17 protein-coding genes are annotated in these 20335 nt (G+C 71.9%); 8 read left to right on the plus strand and 9 right to left on the minus strand.

Annotated features, from left to right (window positions below; genetic code table 11):
- Positions 1-2: 2 nt before the first annotated feature.
- Complete coding sequence (locus ACFWPQ_RS41495) at positions 3-893, minus strand: (2Fe-2S)-binding protein (protein WP_384047152.1); 891 nt, start codon at positions 891-893, stop codon at positions 3-5.
- 163 nt (positions 894-1056) lie between these two features.
- On the opposite strand from ACFWPQ_RS41495, the gene ACFWPQ_RS41500 reads away from it, so the two are divergent.
- Positions 1057-1824, plus strand: coding sequence for a GntR family transcriptional regulator (locus ACFWPQ_RS41500; RefSeq protein WP_384047155.1), 768 nt, complete (start codon positions 1057-1059; stop codon positions 1822-1824).
- A 156-nt stretch (positions 1825-1980) separates the two neighbouring features.
- On the opposite strand, the gene ACFWPQ_RS41505 is transcribed toward ACFWPQ_RS41500, so the two are convergent.
- Positions 1981-2748 carry a hypothetical protein gene (locus ACFWPQ_RS41505; protein ID WP_384047158.1) on the minus strand — a complete coding sequence of 256 codons (768 nt, stop codon included), beginning with the start codon at positions 2746-2748 and terminating at the stop codon, positions 1981-1983.
- Between the two features lie 168 nt (positions 2749-2916).
- Positions 2917-4590, minus strand: coding sequence for a PucR family transcriptional regulator (locus ACFWPQ_RS41510; protein WP_384047162.1), 1674 nt, complete (start codon positions 4588-4590; stop codon positions 2917-2919).
- A 374-nt stretch (positions 4591-4964) separates the two neighbouring features.
- Between ACFWPQ_RS41510 and ACFWPQ_RS41515 the strand changes: the two genes are divergently transcribed.
- The 5 genes from ACFWPQ_RS41515 to ACFWPQ_RS41535 all read left to right on the plus strand — a co-directional run bounded on the left by ACFWPQ_RS41515 (position 4965) and on the right by ACFWPQ_RS41535 (position 11691).
- Positions 4965-5855, plus strand: coding sequence for an FAD binding domain-containing protein (locus tag ACFWPQ_RS41515; RefSeq protein ID WP_384047165.1), 891 nt, complete (start codon positions 4965-4967; stop codon positions 5853-5855).
- Entirely contained in the window at positions 5855-6442 is a 588-nt protein-coding gene (locus ACFWPQ_RS41520) for a (2Fe-2S)-binding protein (RefSeq protein ID WP_384047167.1), read from the plus strand. The genes ACFWPQ_RS41515 and ACFWPQ_RS41520 overlap by 1 nt, the downstream gene beginning before the upstream one ends.
- Before the next feature lie 5 nt (positions 6443-6447).
- Positions 6448-8844 carry a xanthine dehydrogenase family protein molybdopterin-binding subunit gene (locus ACFWPQ_RS41525; protein ID WP_384047170.1) on the plus strand — a complete coding sequence of 799 codons (2397 nt, stop codon included), beginning with the start codon at positions 6448-6450 and terminating at the stop codon, positions 8842-8844.
- A 177-nt stretch (positions 8845-9021) separates the two neighbouring features.
- Positions 9022-10479: an NCS2 family permease gene (locus tag ACFWPQ_RS41530; RefSeq protein WP_384047173.1), complete on the plus strand. Its 1458-nt coding sequence runs from the start codon at positions 9022-9024 to the stop codon at positions 10477-10479.
- A 54-nt stretch (positions 10480-10533) separates the two neighbouring features.
- Entirely contained in the window at positions 10534-11691 is a 1158-nt protein-coding gene (locus ACFWPQ_RS41535) for an XdhC family protein (RefSeq protein WP_384047176.1), read from the plus strand.
- Positions 11692-11907: 216 nt separating this feature from the next.
- Here the strand turns inward: ACFWPQ_RS41535 and ACFWPQ_RS41540 are convergent, their stop codons facing one another.
- Both ACFWPQ_RS41540 and ACFWPQ_RS41545 read right to left on the minus strand, forming a co-directional pair.
- Entirely contained in the window at positions 11908-12561 is a 654-nt protein-coding gene (locus tag ACFWPQ_RS41540) for a Crp/Fnr family transcriptional regulator (RefSeq protein ID WP_361301031.1), read from the minus strand.
- Between the two features lie 111 nt (positions 12562-12672).
- Entirely contained in the window at positions 12673-13113 is a 441-nt protein-coding gene (locus tag ACFWPQ_RS41545) for an SRPBCC family protein (protein WP_384047180.1), read from the minus strand.
- A 156-nt stretch (positions 13114-13269) separates the two neighbouring features.
- Between ACFWPQ_RS41545 and ACFWPQ_RS41550 the strand changes: the two genes are divergently transcribed.
- Both ACFWPQ_RS41550 and ACFWPQ_RS41555 read left to right on the plus strand, forming a co-directional pair.
- Positions 13270-14292 carry a DUF2278 family protein gene (locus ACFWPQ_RS41550; RefSeq protein WP_384047183.1) on the plus strand — a complete coding sequence of 341 codons (1023 nt, stop codon included), beginning with the start codon at positions 13270-13272 and terminating at the stop codon, positions 14290-14292.
- A gap of 91 nt (positions 14293-14383) precedes the next feature.
- Positions 14384-15616 (plus strand): cytochrome P450, encoded by a 1233-nt coding sequence (locus ACFWPQ_RS41555; protein ID WP_384047186.1) that lies wholly within the window; start codon positions 14384-14386, stop codon positions 15614-15616.
- 124 nt (positions 15617-15740) lie between these two features.
- On the opposite strand, the gene ACFWPQ_RS41560 is transcribed toward ACFWPQ_RS41555, so the two are convergent.
- The 4 genes from ACFWPQ_RS41560 to ACFWPQ_RS41575 all read right to left on the minus strand — a co-directional run bounded on the left by ACFWPQ_RS41560 (position 15741) and on the right by ACFWPQ_RS41575 (position 20299).
- Positions 15741-17486 (minus strand): esterase, encoded by a 1746-nt coding sequence (locus tag ACFWPQ_RS41560; RefSeq protein ID WP_384047189.1) that lies wholly within the window; start codon positions 17484-17486, stop codon positions 15741-15743.
- Between the two features lie 155 nt (positions 17487-17641).
- Positions 17642-18475, minus strand: a complete 834-nt coding sequence (locus ACFWPQ_RS41565) for a polysaccharide deacetylase family protein (protein ID WP_384047191.1) — start codon at positions 18473-18475, stop codon at positions 17642-17644.
- A gap of 87 nt (positions 18476-18562) precedes the next feature.
- Positions 18563-19477 carry an aldo/keto reductase gene (locus tag ACFWPQ_RS41570; RefSeq protein ID WP_384047193.1) on the minus strand — a complete coding sequence of 305 codons (915 nt, stop codon included), beginning with the start codon at positions 19475-19477 and terminating at the stop codon, positions 18563-18565.
- Positions 19478-19648: 171 nt separating this feature from the next.
- The gene (locus tag ACFWPQ_RS41575; RefSeq protein WP_384047195.1) at positions 19649-20299 is read right to left on the minus strand and encodes a nuclear transport factor 2 family protein; all 651 of its coding nucleotides are present in this window, start codon (positions 20297-20299) and stop codon (positions 19649-19651) included.
- Between the last annotated feature and the right edge of the window lie 36 nt (positions 20300-20335).

Here is a 20335-nt window from a genome sequence, read left to right on the forward strand (position 1 = left end):
GGCTATATTTGGGTTGGCGGGGGGGGGGTGGGCCCGGGGGGGGGGCACGGGGGCGGCGTGCGGCGCCCCCCGGCGGCCGCGGACGCCGCGAGCTTGGCGATCCGGACGTCGTCGCAGGTACGCGGGCAGGTGGCGCAGGTGTCCTCGGGGCGCAGCGTGTAGTACATGCAGCAGCTCGCCCGGTCCCGGGTGGGCAGCGGCTCCCCGGCCGGTCCTGACAGCACCCGGAAGGCGGCCGAGCCCACGTACGGCTTGGTCGCGCCCGGGAGCAGCTGTTCGAGTTCGCGTACGGCCCGCGTCTCCTCGCCGAGCAGGCCGCCGATGTACCAGAGCCCCTCGACGACCTCGTCGGTCGCCATGCCCCACAGGGCGCGCCCGCGCCGCCGCATCCGCGGTCCGAAGCCGCCGAGGACCGGTTCCAGGTGCTCGGCGACGGCCGCCCGCACCTCGGCCCGCAGCGCCTCCTCGCCGGCCACGACGACCGCGCCGGGCAGCGCCGCCGCCGGGTCGCCCGGGAGGCAGGCGAAGGAGGCGACCCGCACGGCCATCCGGCCCGCCGTGCGGTCGTACGACACCTCGGTCGCGGGCAGGCGGGGGACCCGGCGGTCCAGGAACCAGGGGAGGGTGATCAGGAGGCAGGCGGCCCAGCCGTAGCGGTGCAGGCCGAAGGTCGCCACCACGTCGGGGCGGGCCGGCCTTCCCTCGTCCCGCAGGATCTGGTCCTCGTCCCAGGCCAGGAAGGCGTCCAGACCGGGACCGCCCGCCGCCAGCTCGGCCGCGCAGACCCAGTCGCCGCCCCGGGGTGCCGCGTCGCCCGGCCCCAGCTCCGCGACCGCCAGGTCCGGGCAGACCTCGGTGAGGCGGGCGTAGGAGGCGGAGACGGGGGAGATCATGGGCTACCGCCGATCGGGTGAGGGCCGACTGCCAGATAAGTAAGCCTTACCTTACCCACCCGTTCGGGAATTTGAACCAGCGCCTTGTGCGCCTAAGGTGCTTGACGGACAAGTAACAACCCGCCGTTAATGACCCAAGTGCCGACGAGCCGGAGGAGGACCCGTGAACCAGCGCGCGCACGCGGCTTCCGCCGAGACGGCCAGGGTGCCGGCGCAGTCGCGGTCCGAGGAGACGGCGCGGGAGGCGCCCGGTTTCCCCGCCGGCCCGCCGGCCGCGCGGGGCGAGCACACGCACAGCGAGCGGCCGATCCCGCAGCCGAGGCCCGCCGTGCAGCGGGCGTCCGTACGCGGGCAGATCCTCGACGCGTTGCGCACGGCACTGGTCGGCGGGGAGCTGGCGCCCGGCGAGGTGTACTCGGCGCCGGCGCTGGGGGAGCGGTTCGGGGTCTCCGCGACGCCGGTGCGCGAGGCGATGCAGCAGCTGGCGCTGGAGGGCGCGGTCGAGGTCGTGCCCAACCGCGGCTTCCGGGTCGTCGAGCGGGGCGCTCGCGAGCTCGCGGAACTCGCCGAGGTGCGGGCGCTGATCGAGGCACCGGTGATGCTGCGGCTGGCGCGCAGCGTGCCGACCGAGCGGTGGGCCGCGTTGCGGCCGCTCGCCGAGGAGTCGGTGCGGGCGGCGGCGACGGGGTGCCGGGTGACGTACGCGGAGGCCGACCGGGCGTTCCACCGGGCGGTGCTGGCCCTCGCGGGCAACGAGCAGCTGGTACAGATCGCCGAGGACCTGCACCGCCGTGCGGTTCCGCTGCGCGGGGCCCGGGCCGACCTGATGGCGGACGCGGCCGAGCATGCGGCGCTGCTGGAGGCGTTGGTCTCGGGGGAGCTGGATGTCGTGCGACGGCTGGTGACCGGGCATTTCGCTGCCGCGGGCTGACGGGGGACCGCCGTAGGGGTGCCGACCGTATGCCGGGTGCGGGTGCGTCGTGGCTGGTCGCGCCCACGCGGCGGAGCCGCAAATCAAATACAGCCCCGCGCCCCTTACGGGGCACGACCTGGCTGCGCCGGCAAGTGACACCCCCGCCCCCGGTCGTCACGCCGTTGCCGCTCCCGGGGACGGTGGGGTGAGCTGCTTGGCCAGCCACGTCGGGACGCCGCCCAGGAGGCGGAAGAGGCGGCCTGCCTCCTCGCGCAGGCGGGACGCCTCCGGCTCGGACTCCGTGTCGGCGAGGGAGGCGAGGGCCGGGGCCGTGCCCACGAGGTAGCCCAGTTCCTCCCGGATCCGGAGCGACTCCGCGAAACCGTGCCGGGCCTCCGCCAACTCCCCGTCCCGCAGCGCCAGTCCGGCCAGGTGCCGCCAGGTGAAGGAGAGCAGGAGAGGGTCGGCGTGGGCCGTGGCGGCGGCATGGGCGCGGCGGTAGGCGGCGCGGGCCGCCTGGGGGGAGCGGGTGAGGTTCTCCGCCAGGAGGCCCCGGCGGAAGTCGAGGAGGGCCCGCCCCGACGCCCCCGGAGGGATGAGCGCGGCCGCCCGTCCGAGCGCCGCCCGCGCCTCGTCCGCCCGGTCACGGACACCGTGCAGCGTGGCCGCGTAGGCGAGTTGGCCGCGCTCGCAGGCGGCCGCCCCCCGCTCCTCGTCGGTCCGGGCCACCGCCTCCGCCGTCCGCAGCGCGTCCTCGGCCTCTTCCCAGCCCCGCTCGGTGTACAGGCACCGCTCGACCATCAGCCCCGCCCGCTGCAGGGTGAACGCCGCGGTGTCCGACGGCAGCAAAGCCGCCGCGTCGGCCCAGCAGGCCCGCGAGCGCAGCCGCCATACCGCGGTCTGGAGCGGATCGTCACCAGCGGTCGTTCCGTTCCCAGACATGGCGGAGTACGCCACGTTGCCCTCCCCTAGCGCGCCGTCGAGCAGTGAAGTGGTGGCCGCATTCCAGCACCGATCGCCGCGCGGGGCCAAGAGGGTGGGTGAATAATTTCACAAAGTCGTGGGACGGCGGCGGCACTTGGCGCGAGCCGGTCGCACGCCCGCGTGACCTCAGCTCATCCGCAACGCCAAGAAGAAATCGAGCTTGTCCTCCAGCCGGGACAGGTCCCGGCCCGTCAACTGCTCGATCCTCCCCACGCGATAGCGCAGCGTGTTGACGTGCAGGTGGAGACGGGTGGCACAGCGGGTCCAGGAGCCGTCGCAGTCGAGGAACGCCTCCAGGGTGGGGATCAGCTCGGCACGGTGACGGCGGTCGTAGTCCCGCAGCGGGTCCAGCAGCCGGGCGGTGAAGGCACGGCGGACGTCGTCGGGGACGAAGGGCAGGAGAAGGACGTGCGAGGCCAGCTCCTGGTGGCCGGCCGCGCAGACCCGGCCCGGGCGGGCCGCAGCCACCCGGCGGGCGTGCCGGGCCTCCTCCAGGGCGCCGCGCAGCCCCTCCGCGGAGTGCACGGCCGCGCTGACGCCCAGGGTGACCCGGCCGTCGTCGTCGAGCCCCGCCGCCAGCGGGGCCCGTACAGCCTCCAGAAGGGCGTCTGCATGGATGCCGGACTCGGAGCCGTCGTGCTCGGCGACGACGGCGGGCAGCGGGACCAGGGCGATCGCCTCGTCGCCGGTGTGGGCCACCGCTATCCGGTCGGAGGGCTCCGGGCCGGTCGCCAGCGGGTCGACCAGGATCTCCTCCAGGAGGGACTGGGCCACCGGACCGCCCTCGACCTCCCCGCCGTCCCACTCGACGCGGGCGACGACCACCTGCCAGTGCGGGGCCGCGCCGAGGCCGGGCAGCAGGACCGGGGCGGCCACCCGCAGCCGGGCGGCGATCTCGGCCGGGGCCGCGCCCGTCTGGACCAGTTCGAGGACCTCCTGCGCGAGCCTGCGCCGCACCGTGCGGGCCGCGTCGCGGCGGTCGCGTTCGACGGCGATCAGCTGGGTGACGCCCTGCAGCAGGTCGAGCCGCTCCTCGGGCCAGTCGCCCGCGTCCGCCTCCACGGCCAGCAGCCAGTCCGACAGCACGCTCTCGCGCACGTCCCGGGCACCCTGCGCGGAACGGCCGCTGGAACGGATCGGGAAGAGGGAGTAGGTCGTGCCGTCGAGCAGGACGCGATGCGGGCCGCGGCGGCCGGTGCGGGTCGCGGCCAGGTGCTCGGCGGCCAGCCCGGCGCAGACGTCGGCGGGCAGCGCGGGCCCCGACACCTTGGAGCCCGCGATCAGCCGGCCGGCCGGGGACAGCACCCAGGCGCGCAGGTCGAGGTCCGAGCCGAGCAGGTCCAGGACCACGTCCGGGCCGCCGCCCGCCGGGCCCGAGGTCATCATCCGCCGGTGCCGGTCCACGACCGCCGCCAGGTCCCCGGCCCGCTCACCGCTGACCTGCCGTACGACATGCTCGGTGATCGTCGCGAAGGCCACCGACTCGTGGACCGCGAAGAGCGGGAGGCGGTGCCGCGCGCAGGCCACCACCAGGTCCTCCGGGACGGCGCCCAGCTCCGCCTCACCGGCCGCCAGCGCGACCACCCCGGCCTGCACCAGCAGTCGTACGAACGGCTCGGAGTCCGCCGCGTCCCGGCGCCAGGCCAGGCCCGTCAGCACCAGCTCACCGCCGGAGAGGTAGCGGCTCGGGTCGCGCAGGTCGGTGGTCATGACCCCGCGCACGGTACGGTCCAGCTCGTCCTCGCCGCCGAGCAGCCGCAGGCCCAGCGCATCGGTGTCCAGCAGTGCGCGCAGCCGCATCTCGTCGCCGCCGTTCTGTGTCTCGAAATCTACGATGAATGATGAAGGGTCACGGGTGAGGCGCCCGGACGGGCGGGGCCGCGGGCCGTCACCAGGGGTCGCCGGACCGCAACCGACGGCTGCCAGGGCGTTTCCTGCGTTTCCGCAGGAAGACCAGGAGGTTACTGATGACCCCCGTTCATACGAATCTACAAGATGCCCGTGCTGGCCAGCCAACTCCTTCATGGTTTCAGTGACTGACCCCGCTGGAGCAAGGGGCGGTGTACTGGCGTCATTCCGCGTCAACAGGACATGAACGAGCCGGGCCCGCCGCACACGGATTGGCTCAATCCGCACGACTCACGAGACTCACGAGACGGAGAAGAGAGCCGGTCATGGACTTCCTTCGCCCCGCCAGCTGGGAGGAGGCGCTCGCCGCGAAGGCCGAGCACCCCACCGCAGTGCCGATCGCGGGTGGCACCGATGTGATGGTCGAGATCAACTTCGACCACCGCCGGCCCGAGTACCTCCTCGACCTCAACCGCATCGGTGAACTCTACGAATGGGAGACCGGCGAGGAGAGCGTACGGCTCGGCGCCTCCGTCCCGTACACCCGGATCATGGAGCACCTGCGCGCCGAGCTGCCCGGCCTGGCCCTCGCCTCGCACACCGTCGCCTCCCCGCAGATCCGCAACCGCGGCGGTGTCGGCGGCAACCTCGGCACCGCCTCCCCGGCCGGCGACGCCCACCCCGCGCTGCTCGCGGCGGGCGCCGAGGTCGAGGCCGAGTCGGTACGCGGCACCCGGCTCATCCCCATCGACGACTTCTACACCGGTGTGAAGCGCAACGCCCTCGCGCCCGACGAGCTGATCCGCGCGGTCCACGTGAAGAAGGCCGACGGACCGCAGCAGTACTCGAAGGTCGGCACGCGCAACGCGATGGTGATCGCCGTGTGCGCCTTCGGGCTCGCCCTGCACCCCGAGACGCGGACGGTCCGTACGGGGATCGGTTCGGCCGCCCCGACGCCGGTGCGGGCGAAGACCGCCGAGGACTTCCTGAACGCGGCGCTCGACGAGGGCGGCTTCTGGGACAACGGAAAGATCATCACCCCGTCGGTCGCCAAGCAGTTCGCGGATCTGTGCGCCGCCGCCTGCAACCCGATCGACGACGTCCGGGGCACCGCGAGCTACCGCCGCCACGCGGTCGGCGTGATGGCCCGCCGGACGCTCACCTGGACCTGGGAGTCGTACCGCGGCACCACTTTTCAGAAGGGGAGTGTCGCCTGATGCGCGTCAACTTCACCGTCAACGGACGCCCGCAGGAAGCCGACGACGTGTGGGAGGGCGAGTCCCTGCTGTACGTGCTGCGGGAGCGACTGGGCCTGCCCGGCTCCAAGAACGCCTGCGAACAGGGGGAGTGCGGGTCCTGCACCGTCCGGCTGGACGGCGTGCCCGTGTGCTCGTGTCTGGTCGCGGCCGGACAGGTGGAGGGGCGGGAGGTCGTGACCGTGGAGGGGCTGGCGGAGTTCGCGCGGCAGCGGGCCTGCGGCGGGACGGATGCCTGTGCTATGTCACATGTCACGCGTGACACTTCAAAGAGCTGGCAGCCCAAGCCCCCCTCCGACTCCCAGACCGGCGAACGCACCGAACTCTCCCCCATCCAGCAGGCCTTCATCGACGCCGGCGCCGTCCAGTGCGGCTTCTGCACCCCCGGCCTCCTCGTCGCCGCCGACGAGATGCTCGAACGCAACCCCAACCCGACCGACGCGGACATCCGCGAGGCGCTCTCGGGGAACCTGTGCCGCTGCACCGGCTACGAGAAGATCATGGACGCGGTCCGCCTCGCGGCCGCCCGGCAGGGAGAGGCGGTCTGAACCGGATGCCCACCAACAGCGCCCCCCTCGGCACTCCCACCAAGGTCACCCAGGGTTCCCAGACCAAGGGCGGCATCGGCGAGTCGACCCTCCGCCCGGACGGCACCCTGAAGGTCACCGGCGAGTTCGCGTACTCGTCCGACATGTGGCACGAGGACATGCTCTGGGGCCAGATCCTCCGCTCCACGGTCGCGCACGCCGAGATCGTCTCGATCGACACCGGCGAGGCCCTCGCCCAGCCCGGCGTCTACGCCGTCATGACGTACGACGACCTGCCCACCGAGGTGAAGAACTACGGCCTGGAGATCCAGGACACCCCGGTCCTCGCGCACGGCAAGGTGCGCCACCACGGCGAACCGGTCGCGATCGTCGCCGCCGACCACCCCGAGACCGCCCGCCGCGCGGCCGCGAAGATCAAGGTCGAGTACCGCGAGCTGCCCGTCATCACCGACGAGGCCTCCGCCACCGCCCCGGACGCGATCCACGTCCACGAGAACCGCGCCGACCACCACATCGGCCACGTCCCGCACCCCAACATCGTGCACCGCCAGCCGATCATCCGCGGCAGCGCCGACGAGGCCGCGAAGAAGGCCGACGTCATCGTCAAGGGCGAGTACTACTTCGGCATGCAGGACCAGGCCTTCCTCGGCCCCGAGTCCGGGCTCGCGGTCCCCGAGGAGGACGGCGGCGTCCACCTCTACATCGCCACCCAGTGGCTCCACTCCGACCTGCGCCAGATCGCCCCGGTGCTCGGCCTGCCCGAGGACAAGGTGCGGATGACGCTGTCCGGCGTCGGCGGCGCGTTCGGCGGCCGCGAGGACCTGTCGATGCAGATCCACGCCTGCCTGCTGGCCCTGCGCACCGGCAAGCCGGTGAAGATCGTCTACAACCGCTTCGAGTCGTTCTTCGGCCACGTCCACCGCCACCCGGCCCGGCTCTACTACGAGCACGGGGCAACGCGCGAAGGCAAGCTGACCCACGTCAAGTGCCGGATCGTGCTCGACGGCGGTGCCTACGCCTCCGCCTCCCCGGCCGTCGTCGGCAACGCCTCCTCGCTCGGCATCGGCCCGTACGTCGTCGACGACGTGGAGATCGAGGCCATCGCCCTCTACACCAACAACCCGCCCTGTGGCGCGATGCGCGGCTTCGGCGCGGTCCAGGCGTGCTTCGCCTACGAGGCGCAGATGGACAAGGTCGCCGAGCAACTCGGCATGGACCCGGTGGAGTTCAGGAAGCTGAACGCCATGGAGCAGGGCACCGTCATGCCGACCGGCCAGCCGGTGGACTCGCCGGCCCCGGTCGCCGAACTCCTGCGCCGGGTCAAGGCGATGCCCCTCCCGCCCGAGCGCCAGTGGGAGAGCAGCGAGGGCGCGGACGTACGGCAGCTGCCCGGCGGTCTGTCCAACACCACCCACGGCGAGGGCGTCGTACGCGGCATCGGCTACGCGGTCGGCATCAAGAACGTGGGCTTCTCCGAGGGCTTCGACGACTACTCGACCGCGCGCGTGCGGATGGAGGTCGTCGGCGGCGAGCCCGTGGCCGTCGTGCACACCGCGATGGCGGAGGTCGGGCAGGGCGGGGTGACCGTCCACGCGCAGATCGCGCGCACCGAGCTGGGCGTGGCGCAGGTGACCATCCATCCGGCCAACACCCAGGTGGGCTCGGCGGGTTCGACCTCGGCCTCCCGGCAGACGTACGTCACCGGCGGCGCCGTGAAGAACTCCTGCGAGCTGGTCCGGGAGAAGGTCCTGGAGCTGGGCCGCCGCAAGTTCGGCACGTACCACCCGGCCTGGGCCACCGCCGAGCTGCTCCTTGAGGGTGGCAAGGTCGTCACCGACGGCGGCGAGGTGCTCGCCGACCTGGTGGACGTCCTCGGTGACGAGGCCGTGGAGGTCGAGGCGGAGTGGCGGCACCGCGCGACCGTGCCGTTCGACCTGCACACCGGGCAGGGCAACGGCCACGTCCAGTACAGCTTCGCCGCCCACCGCGCGGTCGTCGAGGTGGACACCGAGCTGGGCCTGGTCAAGGTGATCGAGCTGGCCTGTGCCCAGGACGTCGGCAAGGCGCTCAACCCGCTCTCCGTCGTCGGCCAGATCCAGGGCGGTACGACCCAGGGCCTGGGCATCGCGGTGATGGAGGAGATCATCGTCGACCCGAAGACCGCGAAGGTCAGGAACCCGTCCTTCACGGACTACCTGATCCCGACCATCCTCGACACGCCGACCATCCCGGTCGACGTCCTCGAACTCGCCGACGACCACGCCCCGTACGGGCTCCGCGGCATCGGCGAGGCGCCCACCCTGTCCTCGACCCCGGCGGTCCTCGCGGCGATCCGCAACGCGACCGGGCTCGAGCTCAACCGGACACCGGTCCGCCCGGAACACCTGACGGGCAACGCGTAACACCGCCGGACAACGGCAGCCCGGCGCCGGGCAGTTGCCCAACTCCCCGGCGCCGAACCCACAAGCGTGCACCTCCGGGCCGTCCCCCGGGTCATGCACTTCCCAAATCCCGTACCGCCATGGGCGTTTGCTCAACGGCGGCTGCGGGGGCCCCTGTGAACCTTGGGAGACGGCATCATGACCCAGCAGTCACTCGAACCCAGGGCGACGGCCGAAGACGCGGGAGAAGGCATCCGCGTCCCGGCCGGACGGTCCTGGCTCGACCGGTACTTTCACATATCCCAGCGGGGATCGAGCGTCGCGCGTGAAGTGCGCGGCGGCGTCACCACCTTCATGGCGATGGCGTACATCCTCCTGCTCAACCCCCTGATCCTGTCCGGCAAGGACGCGGCCGGGGACACCCTCGGCCAGAAGGCGCTGATCACCGCGACGGCGTTCGCGGCGGCCTTCACCACGCTGCTGATGGGCTTCGTCGGCAAGGTGCCCCTCGCGCTCGCCGCCGGCCTCTCCGTCTCCGGCGTGCTCTCCTCGCAGGTCGCCCCGGAGATGACCTGGCCGCAGGCGATGGGCATGTGCGTGATGTACGGCGTCGTCATCATGCTCCTGGTCGTCACCGGCCTGCGCGAGATGATCATGAACGCGATCCCGCTCGCGCTCAAGCACGGCATCACCATGGGCATCGGCCTGTTCATCGCCCTGATCGGCTTCTACAAGTCCGGCTTCGTGCACCAGGGCAAGGCCACCCCGGTCACCCTCGGCCCCGCCGGCGAACTGACCGGCTGGCCGGTGCTGCTCTTCGCCGGCACCCTGCTGCTGATCTTCGTGCTGCAGGCCCGGAACGTCCCCGGTGCGATCCTGATCGGCATCATCGGCGGCACGGTCGTGGCGGCCGTGCTGAACGGCCTCGGGGTCGTCGACCCCAGGCAGTGGGCCGACGGCGCTCCCGAACTGCACGGCTCCGCCGTCTCCATGCCGGACTTCTCGCTCTTCGGGCACGTCGCGTTCGGCGGCTGGGGCAAGGTCGGCGCGATGACGGTGGCGATGATCGTCTTCACCCTCGTCCTCGCCGGGTTCTTCGACGCGATGGCCACCATCATCGGCGTCGGCACCGAGGCGAAACTGGCCGACGACAAGGGCCGGATGCCGGGCCTGTCCAAGGCGCTGTTCATCGACGGCGCGGGCGGCGCGATCGGGGGAGTGGCCGGCGGCTCCGGCCAGACGGTCTTCATCGAGTCGGCGACGGGCGTCGGCGAGGGCGCCCGCACGGGCCTCGCCTCGGCCGTGACCGGACTCTTCTTCGCGGCCTGCCTGTTCTTCACCCCGCTCACCGCGATCGTGCCGCAGGAGGTCGCCTCGGCCGCCCTGGTGGTCATCGGCGCGATGATGCTGATGAACGCCCGGCACGTCGACTGGGCCGACCGGGCCACCGCCATTCCGGTGTTCCTGACGGTCGTCCTGATGCCGTTCACCTACACCATCACCACCGGCGTGGCCGCGGGCGTCATCTCGTACACCGCCATCAAGGCAGGTCAGGGCAGGGCACGGGAGATCGGGGCATTCATGTGGGGTCTGACAGGGATCTTCCTGGTCTATTTCGCCCTCAATCCCATTGAGAGCTGGCTGGGCGTGAACTAGCCCGCGGCTCACCGAACCCTCTACACACCCGTTGTTCCGTGAGGAGACCCAGACATGCTCGACATCGCCGAGGAGCTGAACCGGTGGGTCGCCGACGGGCGGGACTTCGCCGTGGCCACCGTGGTGGCGGTCGGCGGCAGTGCGCCGCGGCAGCCCGGTGCCGCCCTCGCGGTGGACGCCGAGGGCACCGCCGTGGGCTCGGTCTCCGGCGGTTGTGTGGAGGGTGCCGTGTACGAGCTGTGCCGGCAGGCGCTGGAGGACGGGGAGACCGTCCTGGAGCGCTTCGGGTACAGCGACGACGACGCCTTCGCCGTCGGCCTGACCTGCGGCGGCGTCATCGACATCCTCGTCGCACCGGTACGGGCGGACGACCCCGTCCGGCCGGTGGTCGCGGCCGCGCTGGCCGCCGCCGTGCACGGGGACGCGGCAGCGGTCGCGCGGATCGTCACCGGGCCGCCGGAACTCCTCGGCCGCGCCCTCCTCGTGGACGCCGACGGCTCCCACGAGGGCGGCTTCGGCGCCCATCCCGAGCTGGACCGCACGGTCGCCGCCGAGGCGGCCGCCTTCCTGGACGCGGGTCGCACCGGCACCCTCGAGATCGGAGAGCAGGGCTCTCGGTGCGGAGCACCGCTCATGGTGCTGGTCGAGTCGTCCGTCCCCCCGCCCCGGATGATCGTCTTCGGCGCGATCGACTTCGCGTCCGCGCTGGTGCGGGTCGGCAAGTTCCTCGGCTACCACGTGACGGTGTGCGACGCCCGCCCCGTCTTCGCCACCAGGGCCCGCTTCCCGGAGGCCGACGAGATCGTCGTCGAGTGGCCCCACCGGTACCTGGAGCGCACACAGGTCGACGGCCGTACCGTCCTGTGCGTTCTCACCCACGACGCCAAGTTCGACGTCCCGCTGCTCCGGCTCGCCCTCCGCCTCCCGGTGGCCTACGTCGGCGCGATGGGCTCCCGCCGCACCCACCTGGACCGCAACGAACGCCTGCGCGAGGTCGGCGTCACCGAGCTGGAGCTGGCCCGCCTCCGCTCGCCCATCGGCCTCGACCTCGGCGCCCGTACGCCCGAGGAGACCGCGCTGTCCATCGCGGCCGAGATCGTCGCGAACCGCCGGGGCGGCAGCGGGGTCGCCCTGACCGGGGCGCACACCCCGATCCACCACGACGTGACGTCTTCGCAGGCCCCGGCGCGGCGGATCGGGTCGGTGGCCTAGCTCCCCCTGTCGGCGGCCGTCCCGGTGTGCTCCCCCGGAGCGCCCGGCCCGTTCCCCCGATCGCCGTACCGGTCCGGGCGCCAGGGGACGATGGAAGCGCCTTCACAGCCGCCGTACAGCGTCAAATGACGCATTCGGCGCCGGGAGTTCCGTTCTCATGCACCCGGAGTGCACGCGGGTTGCACGCGGGTCGCACGGGGCCGCAAGCGCGTCGGTTCAGTCCTCGGCCCAGCGTCGCAGCCCCGCGAGGTCGAGTACGACGGTCCGCCCCCGGCGGGTGGCCACCAGGCCCTCCTGCTGCATGGCCCGCAGGCAGCGCACCACCGACTCCCTGGACGCCCCGGTGGCGGCGGCCAGTTCACGCTGGTTGACCTGCACGGCGACGGCGCCCGGCAGGGTCTCCGGGGCGGCCGACCCGTACTGCACGGCGAGTTTCACGAGCAGCCCGGCGACCCGGGCGCGGGTGGTGCGGGCGCCCTGTTCGGCGCGCAGCCCGTCGGAGTCCCGTAATCGGCCCACGACACTGCGCAGCACCGACAGGCACAGGCCCGGATCGCGCTCCAGGAGCCGCAGGAAGGCCTCCGCGGCGACCACCGTGCCCTCGCTGCGGCGCATCGCGGTGACCGTGGCACCCCGCGGCCGGCCGTCTATGCAGGAGAACTCGCCGAGGAGTTCACCGGGGCCGCGCAGTGCGAGCAGGCTGGTGTAGCCGTTGGCCGAGTCGACCGTCACCTTGACCAGGCCGTCGGTGAGCAGGACGACGGAGTGCGCCTCCTCGCCCTCCCGCATGAGCACCTCGCCGCGGGCCCACCCGCGCGGATGCCCGGCCTCCCGTAACAGCTTCGCTTCCCCGGGCGAGAAGAACGCCACCTTCGAGCCTCCCGGCCGCATCGACCCACGGCGACCGTTCGGCACCGGACGGCCACTGTCCATCCTGCGGCCGGGGTCTGCCAAGGGGACGGCGGTCGTACGGCACCGCGGTCAGGGCCGCCGGAGCAGCGAGTTGACCGCCCGTCCGAACACGGCCCGGGACGTCCGGCGCACCAGCGGGTCGAAGAGCGACGGCAGCCCCCGGATCCGCAGCTCCTCGTGCCAGACCACCCGGGTACGGCCGCCGGGGCCGGGGTGCACCTCCAGTTCGGCCCAGCCGAGCACCACCCGGCCGCGCTTGACCAGCCGGCACCGGCCGGAGCCGCCGTCCCGCGGCGGGTCCCAGACGGTCACCTCCATGGGATCGTCGAACGACAGCGGCCCGAACCCGGAGCGGGCCACGAAGATCGTGCCCTCGTGGGTCGGGGGATCGGTGAGCACGGTGACCCGGGTCAGCGGGACCACGTCGGCGTGCCGGGACCACTCCGTGAGCCGGCGCCACGCCTCGTCGATCGGCAGCGGAGCCGTCCGCTGGAGGAGGAAATTGACCACGGCACGATCGTAGGGAACCGGCCACCGGGCGCGGGTCGCACACGGGATGTTCACATGAACGGCAGATTCGTCCAACCCGGGCCGGCGCCGGTCCGGGACCCGTACGATTCCCGCCATGGCGGGCAAACCGCCTGCCTTCACGGGGAGTTGGTCATCATGCCGTTGAAGACCTATGGCGTACTGATCACCAAGGCGGTTGACACCCGGCGCGAGGGCGCCGCCGACAGCCCGCACTACCAGATCCACCTCGCCGACGACGCCGGCGTCCACTACCGGGCCGCGGTCAACGTCCTCTCGCAGCAGAAGCCCGCCGAACTGCTCTACCTCGTCGACGACGACTTCAAGCACCCGCTCACCGCCCGTCTGGGGGGCCTGGTGAGCGGCTGGAACACGCTGCCGCCCGGGCCCGGCGGCCCGGGCCTCGACTTCGTCCGCGGCAACCTCTTCGACCCGGCGAAGATGCGGGTCCTGCCGGCGGACCGCTCCGGACCCGACAACGACCTGGCCGACCTGCTCGACCACTACGTCCGGCGGGCCGTCGACGACTCCCGCGCCCGCCTGTACCTCTTCGGCGAGCGCTGGGGGCCCGAGACCGGCGTCAAGGACAAGGTGTTCGGCTTCCTGCCCGGCAACGGCGTCCACGACATCCACATGAACCAGGGCAACAGCGGCCGCTTCACCGACGACGACGGGGTCTGGCAGGACGGCGGACTGCTGATCCGCTTCCCGGGCGACGACCAGGCCGCCGAGCGCTGGGTCGGGATCTTCCTCGCCTTCCAGAGCCAGGCCTGGCACACCGACGACGTCACCGGCCACACCCTCCCCGACGTCGACACCTCCCGCCCCGCCCCCGGCGACCGGCCGGTCCGGATCGTCGCCGCGCTGGTCAACCCGGTCGGCCCCGCCCCCGAGGCGGAGACCGTCACCCTCCTCAACGCCTCGTCCGCCCCGGTCGACCTCACCGGCTGGCGCCTTCTCGACCGCATCGGCCAGACCTCCCCGGTCCCGGCCGGCCCCCTCGCCGCCGGCGCCGCCCTCGCCGTGCCGCTCTCCGGCGGCGCCCAACTCGGCAACCACGGCGGCGAGATCACCCTCCTCGACGCCACCGGACTCAAGGCCGACGGGGTGTCGTACACGGCCGAGCAGGCGGCCCGCGAAGGGTGGTGGGTCGTCTTCTGACCGGGGCCGCGCACGGCCCTGTCGCGACGGCACGGCGGTACGGCACCATGAGCGCGGTCCGTACCGCCGTCGTCGTCCCGGGGGGCGTCTCGTGGAACACGAACTGCACGACAGACTCGACGACCTGATGCGCGATCCCTATCCGCAGTACGCGCGGGCACGGGCCGTGGAGGGGCTGGTGCGGGTGCCCGAACTGGACGCCTGGCTGGTGGCCCGGGACGCCGACGTCCGCGAAGTGCTGCGCCGCACGGAGGAGTTCTCGTCGGCGAACGCGTTACGGCCGGACGTCATGCCCTCGCCCGCCGCGCTCGCCGTGCTCGGCGGCGGCTTCGGCGGCCGGCCGGTCGTGGTCACCTCGGACGGCGAACGGCACCAGCGGCTGCGCGCGCCACTGGTGCGGGCGCTGTCACCGGCCCGGGTCGCGGCGGCCGTGCCGTACGCCCGTGACCGCGCCGCCGCCCTCGTCGACGGCTTCGTGACGGACGGCCGGGTGGAGCTGATGTCGGCCTACGCCATGCGGCTGCCCGGCGAGGTCATCGGACGGATCGTCGGTCTCGACCCCGCCGACGTGCCCCTCGTCGTGCACGGCGGGCGCCGCGCCGAGGAGTTGCTGTTCCGGCCGCTGCCGGAGGCCGAGCAGATTGCCGCCGCCGAGGACGTCGTCGCCATGCAGCACGTCCTCGACCGCTGCGCCCGCGACCGCTACACCCACCCACGCGAGGACCTGGCCACGGAGATCGTCGCCTCCGTGACCGAACCCGGCCACACCGAACTGCCCCTGGAACAGCGCCACGAGGCCGTCGCCCACCTGCAGAACCTGCTGATCGCCGGGCACCTGACCACGACCGCGCTGATCGGCACCACCGTCCTGCACCTGCTCGGCCACCGGCGCCCGTGGGACCTGCTCCGCGAGCGGCCCGACCTGATCCCGGCCGCCGTGGAGGAGGCGGCGCGGCACGACGGGGCGCTCCAGGGCTTCCGGCGGGTCACCACCCGCCCGGTCACCCTGGCGGGCACCGAACTCCCGGCCGGGGCCGAGCTGTTCGTCGCCTTCGGGGCGGCCAACCGGGATGCCGCGCGGTACCCCGACCCGGATACGTTCGACATCACCCGGGCCGCCCCCGCCCGCCACCTCGCCTTCGGCTTCGGCGCCCACGCCTGCGTCGGCGCCCAGCTGGCACGCGAGCAACTCCGGGTCACGGTCGAGGAGCTGACCCGCCGGCTCCCGGACCTGCGGCTCGCGGAGGGCCGTCCGGTCACCATGCGGCCGACGATGATCCACCGTTCACCGGAGGAGCTGCACCTCACCTGGCAGGTGTCCTAGACGCGGTCCGGGGTTCGGATCCCGGCGGCGGCGTCGAGCGAGCTGCCGGGGGCGTCTCCGCTCCGGTGCCCGGGCGCTGACCGAGGCTCGTCGGTCGGGCGCCCGGGCCGTCCGGACCGGGGAATTACTTCCTGACGATGGACTCCACCCAGCTGATGAAGTTCGTCGTGGAGTTGCCGGTGCGCTCGGCCTGGGTGTGTCCCTGGGCCCACACGGTGGCGAAGTCGACGTCGCGGATGCCGTAGTTCTGCAGGGCCAGCGCGATGTTGATCTCGGTGGTGTTGGCGGTGTCGCCCTGCATGATGCCGGTGCGGATGCGCCAGTGGCGCGCCGGCTGCGACCGGCGGTAGCCGGCGAAGGCGGGCGAGAGGAAGTACAGCGGGTTGTAGGCGTCGGCCCGCCAGGCCATGTCCTTGCCGACGCTGTCCTTCAGCGCGAAGTCGCTGTCGTACGCCGCGGATCCGTAGTCGGAGCTCCAGTCGGAGTACGTGGCGTACGTCGACTCGTTGGCCGCGATGACGTCACGGGTGAGCGGCGCGAAGTGCGCCGGGGCGTTGAGCCCCATGGCGAAGACGCCGTTCTCGGTCTGCGCGCGGGAGTACCCGTCGAATGCGCCGACCGGCTTGTTCGCGGTCTTCTGGCTGGTGACGAAGCCCTGGAGGCCGGACACCGTGGCGGTGTTGGTCGTGGCGTCGTAGGTGACCCAGGTGCTGTTCGTGTTGAGGTAGGCGATGTAGTCGTCGACGGTCTCGTACGTGGTGGAGGAGCCCGTCTGGCCCGATCCGGGCGGGCCGCCCATCGTCGTGATGGTGTACGGGAAGGTGTTGTCCGCCAGGAAGTTGTTCAGCGAGGTGGTGATCACCTCGATCAGGTGGTCGTAGTAGCTGCCGGCCAGGTAGGTGCCGCTGCCGGACTCGGTCAGCTTCAGGCGCCTGCCCCGCTCGTCGCGCAGACCGAGGCGGTTGACGTACCTGGGCCAGGCCTTCGCGAGGTCCGCCGAGTAGGCGCTGGTCCAGGTGCTGGTCGCGCGGGTGCCCGTCGAGGCGAACTGGCCCATGTTCCACTCGTAGGACAGGTTGGCCTCGTGCAGGCTGGTGATCGGGCACCAGGCCATGACGCCGGCGACCGCGTCGCTGAGGGGGCGGCCCTTGGCGTCCTGCATCGCCGCGCCGATCGTGCGCAGGTAGGGGTGGTACAGAGGGCTGTCGCCGGACGCGCCGGCCACGGTGTCCTGGGCGCCGCCGCCGCTCATGCCGAACAGGACGATGTCGTCCGTGCTGCCGGGCAGGACGTTCCGGTTGTAGCGCAGGAAGCGGACCGCGGCCTTGAGGTCGGTCACGCCCCAGGGGGCCGCGTCGGAACGGGTGCTGGTGGAGCTGTCCCGGCCGCGCAGGCCCGGCCACACGTAGATGTGCCCGGCCGCGAGGTACTGCGACACGCTGCTGTAGCTGTAGGACGTGGCCGGCTTCTGGGCGGCGTAGCCGGGGGTGTTGACCGGGATCACGATCGGCGCGGTGCGTCCCGAGTACGCGCCGACGGTGCCCTTCGGGTTGACCGTCGCGGTGTACGTGGCCCCGTCGCTGTTGGCGGTGGCCGTCAGGTAGGCGCCCGGCACGTAGATCGACAGGTTCTCGATGTCCGTGGCGGCCGGGGCGGTGACGTACACCTTGCCGAGCTGGTAGTACACGTCGTTGGCCGAGTCGTACGACCAGGCGGTGGAGTCGAGCTCCAGCGAGTACGCCGAGGTCGTGGTCGACGAGTCGGCCGACGACGCGGTACCGGCGAACGCCGTGCCCGCCGCGCCCTCGGCGACTCCGAACGCGGCCATGGCTGCGGCGCCCCGGATCACGGTTCTGCGGTTGATCTCCACCCGTGGACCTCCTTGTACAGCGGGTTGCTGTGCGGCTCTGTCGAGTCCCCGACTGTAGGCAAGGAGGCCCAGGATTGTTGACAATTTCGATGATTATTTTGTTAGAAGCTTGCCTGGGGTGCCGGGTGTGCCGAGGCGGAGGCGAGCCGAGGGGGCTAGGGCCGGTACACCTTTCCCGGTTCGGCCTTGCCGGGGGCGAGCAGCTGGGGGACCGTCACGAACACGTACCCGCGCGCCTTGAGGGCGTCGATGATGCCGGGAACGGCGGGCACGGTGCCCTTGTAGAGGTCGTGCAGCAGGATGATGCCGTCCCGGGAGGCCTGGTCCAGGACCCGCTTCTCGATCAGCGCCGAGTCGGTGGTCATGTAGTCCTTCGCGGTCACGCTCCACAGCACCTCGGAGAGGCCCAGCTGCCGGCAGATGCGGTGCACGTTCGCGTCGGTCCGGCCCTGCGGCGGGCGCATCAGTGTGGGCTTGCGCCCGGTGAGGTGCTCGATCGCGTCGTCGGTGCGGGTGAGCTCCTCGCGTATCTGGCGGTCGGATATGCGGGTGAGGATCTTGTGGTCCCAGGTGTGGCTGGCGACCTCGTGTCCCTCCGCCGCCATCCGCTTCACCAGCTGCGGGTACTTCTCGATGTGCCGCTTGCCCAGCAGGAAGAAGGTCGCCGGGACGTGCTTCTCCTTGAGGATGTCGAGCAGTCGTGCCGAGTTCTCGCTGGGCCCCGCGTCGAAGGTGGGCGCGATGCACTTCGCCTCGCGGCAGTCGACGGTCCCGAACCGGGCCTGGGCCGTCGTGCCGGCGTGGTTGCGGGCGTCGGCGGGCGAGGTCGTGTCGACCTGTGCGCAGCCCGCCAGGGCGAGGGTCAGCGACACGGCCGCGGCGGTGAGCGCCGGCAGACGGAAACGGCCGGACCGGGTTCCGGTGGCGGATCGGAACCCGGAGGGCCGTCTTTCCCTCTTCTTGCTCGGAAGCTTGCTCCAAAGTGGCATGCCGGGACTATACACACAGTGTATAGAACGCGTGTACGAATTTTCTGATGATCGGTTCCGAGTGGCGGTGGGCGGCTCCGGTGCTGGTCAGCCGTGTGTGGTGGGGTCCACTTCGCCCCAGGCGATCCCCGCTCCGCGGTCCATGTCGCGTATGCGGTCCAGGTCGGCGTCGTCGATGCGGAACGAGAAGACGTCGAGGTTCTCGCGCATGCGGACCGGGTCGGTGCTCTTGGGAAGCACCGGATAGTCGTTCTGCACGCCCCAGCCGAGCAGGAGCTGCGCCTCGGTCACGCCGTACTTCTCCGCCAGCCTCTTGAAGGGGGAGTCGGGGCGCTCGCCCTCGGCGCGCATCTCCCGCGTCTTCCCACTCAGGTGGCCGGGCGCCGTGCGCCAGGTCGACAGCGGGACCAGGCTGCTGTAGGCGATGGGCGTGATGCCCTTCCGGCGCAGGTGGGCGACGAGCCGGGGCTTCTGCGACCAGGGGTGCAGTTCGATCTGGTCGGCGTGCGGAACGGGAAGCCCCGCCTCGGTCAGCTCGTCGATGTGGGCGGCGTCGAAGTTCGAGACGCCGATCGCGCGCGCCTTGCCGCTCTTGTGGGCCTCGACCAGTGCCTGCCACTGCTCCAGGCGTTGCTCATGCCCGAACGTGGCGTGGACCAGATACAGGTCGACCTGCTCCAGGCCGAGCCGGTCGAGACTCTCGTCGAGGGACCGCAGGGTCTCCTCGCCCGTCTTGCTGCGTTCCTCCGTCAGCGGCCACAGCTTGGTCGTCACGAACACGTCGCCGCGTTCGAGTCCTTCCTGCCGCATGCCGCGCCGCAGTCCTTCGCCGACGCCGCGCTCGTTCCCGTACACCTCGGCCGTGTCGATGTGCCGGTATCCGGCGGCCAGGGCGTTCCCGACGGCGGACGCGGCCTCCTCGTCCGGGATGAGGTAGGTCCCCAAACCGACCAGGGGGACCTTCACCCCGGCGGTCAACTCGTGATCTGGTGCGGTGGTCATCGGAATCTCCTTGCCGGACGGCTTCCTGCTCCGGAAGCGCCGGCGTGACGGAAGTCGGTGTGACGGAAGTCGGTGGGTACGGACATCGGCGATTACGGGAGCCGGCGGGTACACGGAAGCCGGCGGGTGATGTGCGGCCGGTGGCGCCGCGCATCACCCGCCGGAAGCGGCTCAGTGGTTCTTGACGGCCGAGGCCCAGTCGAAGTCGATGCCCATCTGCTTGTACATGGTCGAGTAGCCGACGAAGCAGTTGAACTGCTCGACCTTGCCGTCCTTCAGGTACCAGAAGTCGGCGGTCGGTACGTCGATCTTCGCGCCGTTCGGCTTGACGGTGCCCGCCGGCGACTGCAGCGGCCCCTCGAACGTGCCCTGGATCGACAGTTCGATGCTGATCACGTCGCCGTTCACGGTGATGCGCTTGAGCTCGCGGTGGACGTCGGGGAAGAGGTTGGCCATGTAGGGCAGCACGTTGCCGAGCGCCTCGCCCCGGTAGGCCACGCCGGGGACCATGTCGTTGAAGACGCCGTCCTCGGCGAAGCTGTCGACGAACGTCTTGACGTCGATGCTCTTGCCCTCCGCCACGTGGTAGTCGCGCAGGACGATCGCGAGATTCCGCTTCTCGTGCTTGGTCAGGTGACGGTCCGTGAGCGGCAGCTCCGCCAGCTGGCGGGGGGTCAGGTCCGGGACCGCGGTACTGCTGTGGGCCGCCGCGCCGGTGTGGGCGGGGCTTGCCGCCTGCGACGGGACGGCGGCTATGGACAGACCTCCCAGGACCGCCACTGCGGTGGCGGCGGTGATCGACTTCCGGCTGAGCAGCTTCATGTCGTGTTCCTCCAGGTTCGTTCGCGGGATCCGGGA

Source organism: Streptomyces sp. NPDC058464, from assembly GCF_042721035.1.
GTDB lineage: Bacteria > Actinomycetota > Actinomycetes > Streptomycetales > Streptomycetaceae > Streptomyces.

Excerpts from the sequence above, each read along its gene's own strand:
- ACFWPQ_RS41495 (WP_384047152.1), bottom strand. The coding sequence starts at position 893 with ATGATCTCCCCCGTCTCCGCCTCCTACGCCCGCCTCACCGAGGTCTGC.
- ACFWPQ_RS41505 (WP_384047158.1), bottom strand. The coding sequence starts at position 2,748 with ATGTCTGGGAACGGAACGACCGCTGGTGACGATCCGCTCCAGACCGCG.
- ACFWPQ_RS41510 (WP_384047162.1), bottom strand. The coding sequence starts at position 4,590 with ATGCGGCTGCGCGCACTGCTGGACACCGATGCGCTGGGCCTGCGGCTG.
- ACFWPQ_RS41515 (WP_384047165.1), top strand. The coding sequence starts at position 4,965 with ATGGACTTCCTTCGCCCCGCCAGCTGGGAGGAGGCGCTCGCCGCGAAG.
- ACFWPQ_RS41520 (WP_384047167.1), top strand. The coding sequence starts at position 5,855 with ATGCGCGTCAACTTCACCGTCAACGGACGCCCGCAGGAAGCCGACGAC.
- ACFWPQ_RS41525 (WP_384047170.1), top strand. The coding sequence starts at position 6,448 with ATGCCCACCAACAGCGCCCCCCTCGGCACTCCCACCAAGGTCACCCAG.
- ACFWPQ_RS41530 (WP_384047173.1), top strand. The coding sequence starts at position 9,022 with ATGACCCAGCAGTCACTCGAACCCAGGGCGACGGCCGAAGACGCGGGA.
- ACFWPQ_RS41535 (WP_384047176.1), top strand. The coding sequence starts at position 10,534 with ATGCTCGACATCGCCGAGGAGCTGAACCGGTGGGTCGCCGACGGGCGG.
- ACFWPQ_RS41550 (WP_384047183.1), top strand. The coding sequence starts at position 13,270 with ATGCCGTTGAAGACCTATGGCGTACTGATCACCAAGGCGGTTGACACC.
- ACFWPQ_RS41565 (WP_384047191.1), bottom strand. The coding sequence starts at position 18,475 with ATGCCACTTTGGAGCAAGCTTCCGAGCAAGAAGAGGGAAAGACGGCCC.
- ACFWPQ_RS41570 (WP_384047193.1), bottom strand. The coding sequence starts at position 19,477 with ATGACCACCGCACCAGATCACGAGTTGACCGCCGGGGTGAAGGTCCCC.
- ACFWPQ_RS41575 (WP_384047195.1), bottom strand. The coding sequence starts at position 20,299 with ATGAAGCTGCTCAGCCGGAAGTCGATCACCGCCGCCACCGCAGTGGCG.